Annotated in this window: 1 protein-coding gene; it reads left to right on the forward strand. The window is 39.8% G+C overall.

Going from position 1 to position 2,339, the window contains the following annotated elements; genetic code table 11:
* Positions 1-546: 546 nt before the first annotated feature.
* Positions 547-2,166 carry a glycosyltransferase family 39 protein gene (locus tag VB740_RS17905; RefSeq protein ID WP_323201306.1) on the forward strand — a complete coding sequence of 540 codons (1,620 nt, stop codon included), beginning with the start codon at positions 547-549 and terminating at the stop codon, positions 2,164-2,166.
* Positions 2,167-2,339: the final 173 nt, after the last annotated feature.

Raw genomic sequence — 2,339 nt, forward strand, 5'->3', positions numbered from 1 at the left:
AAGAATGGTGCGTTACGGCTTACGCCTAACACACCCTACAAATATTTAGATTTTTTAGAAATCAAATATGATTTCTATATTTTCATTATTATTAATAATAGTTATTAAAATAATTGCTTAGAAAATAAATATGTTTTTCGTAAAACTACTATTCAAAAACCTTATAGATAATTCTTGAAGTATTCAGTATACTATTTAATTATTGTAGCAATCAGTTACAAAATTTATTGAATTAGCTAGATAAAAATAAGTAGATAAAATTTTAACTAAGCGCAACCTTCAAAATAACATACAAGTTTATTTACGGACTATATAAAAGGTAATAAATAATTTATTACTTGTATTATTTTTATCGCTTGTTGGCTAAAATGTTATTTAAATAACCAATATAAATTTTTCAAAAAATAGCGCTAATTAGAGAAAGTTGAGTTAATCTTGGAAACTAGCAATTGTTAAGAATATACGTTGCTACTGGGTGGCAACATTGGAGATTCGCTAGATATCTCTATGTAATCAAACCAGCAAGTAAAATGATTACCAGAGAGTATGCAAGAAGGAAGCTTTATTTGGAGTCATCTAGAAAAACAGCATCGCACGGTTGGAAAATGGATTGATTGGGTATGGCTAATAGTATTGCTGTTGGCAGCAGTGTTACTGTTTAGCATCAATCTGGGAGGATTGCCGCTGCGAGATTGGGATGAAGGGACTGTGGCACAGGTTGCTCGTGAAATTTGGCACGCTCCAGCCGGTTCAATGCGTTGGCTTTACCCAACGCTAGGAGGCGAACCATATCATAACAAGCCGCCTTTGATGCATTTGCTAATTGCTTGGGCTTATTCTCTGGGAGGCGAAAGTGAGTTGACAACGCGCCTGCCTGGAGCAATTTTAACAGCGACATCTGTCCCTTTACTGTATTGCATTGCTCAAGAGATATTTCGCCAACGTTGGGCTGCTATTTATAGCGCCTTGATTTATCTAACAATGCTACCTGTGGTGCGTCATGGGCGGCTGGCAATGTTGGATGGGGCGATGGTAAGTTTTTTGATGGTAATGATGTTGTGCGTGTTGCGATCGCGCCGGGATTTACGTTATTGCCTTGGTGTTGGTATTAGTTTTGGGTTGATTTGCCTGACTCAAGGACTGCTAGGCATATTACTAGGTGCGATCGCGATCGTATTTCTGTTTTGGGATACGCCACGATTGCTCACCTGTTACTATCTGTGGATAGCAATCTTAATTGGTATTCTGCCTGTAGCTGGTTGGTATAGCGCCCAGCTAATTCACTATGGTTATACTTTCGCTCAAATTGGGATTGTAAACCCATCACTAGGCCGAATTGGCTCATTTGTAGAGGGTAATCCTGAACCACCTTGGTACTATGTTATTGAACTTCTCAAGTACACATGGCCGTGGCTATTATTCTTACCGCAAACTGTCCGCTTAACCTGGGAAAATCGCAACCTTAGCTGGGCAAAACTGGTAATGGCGTGGAGTGGTGTTTATCTGTTGGTAATTTCTTTCATGATTACCAAAGTTCCCTGGTATTTATTCCCGATTTACCCCAGTTTAGCTTTAGCTTTTGGTATCCAATTATCAGAGACAGAGAATTCGCCTTTACTCTCATCCTATCCCCGTGCTTGGGTAGCTGGTTTGGCAATACTTGCTGTAGCTGCTTCTGCTGGTAGTATTTATTTTAGTTGGGGTACGACACCAAAAACAGACTTACAACTAATTTTTGCAGCAGTAGCTTTAACTATGTCCTTAGCAGCTATTTTGGCAGAGCGAGGCGACGGGCAATTTCTGAAGATTTTGTTTTGGGGAAGTTATATTTCGCTGCTGCTGTTAATGAAATCTAACTACTGGGTTTGGGAATTATCTGAAGCCTATCCGGTTAAACCAGTCGCCGCCATGATTGTGCGGGCAAATCCAGCTACGAAGAAGATTTACACATCTTTTCCTAACCATCGTCCCTCGTTGGATTATTATAGCGATCGCACCATCATTCCCGCTTCTGTTGGCGAACTCCAATATTATTGGCGCTACAACGGCCAACCCTACTTCTTGCTTCATGCATCTGCTTTCAACAATCTCGAACTAGAGTCGATGAGATTAGTTGACCAAGCTGAAGGCTGGAAGTTGGTAACAAAAGATACTAATCGTCTTTAAGTTTTGGGCATAGGGCATAGGGCATTGGGCATTGGGCATTGGTTATTAAATATTATTCTTTGCACCCTATCCCTTTGCTCTTTCGCGGACAAAACGATTGGTTTTTTCGAGATGTTCTACTAGACACGTCCGGAATATGATTTGGTTACAAAAAAATGGTAGAAAGGAAAATT

Source organism: Nostoc sp. UHCC 0251 (assembly GCF_034932245.1).
Classification (GTDB): Bacteria; Cyanobacteriota; Cyanobacteriia; order Cyanobacteriales; family Nostocaceae; genus Nostoc.

What these genes read in the sequence shown, in the direction of transcription:
- VB740_RS17905 (WP_323201306.1), top strand. Translation starts at nt 547, where the DNA reads ATGCAAGAAGGAAGCTTTATTTGGAGTCATCTAGAAAAACAGCATCGC.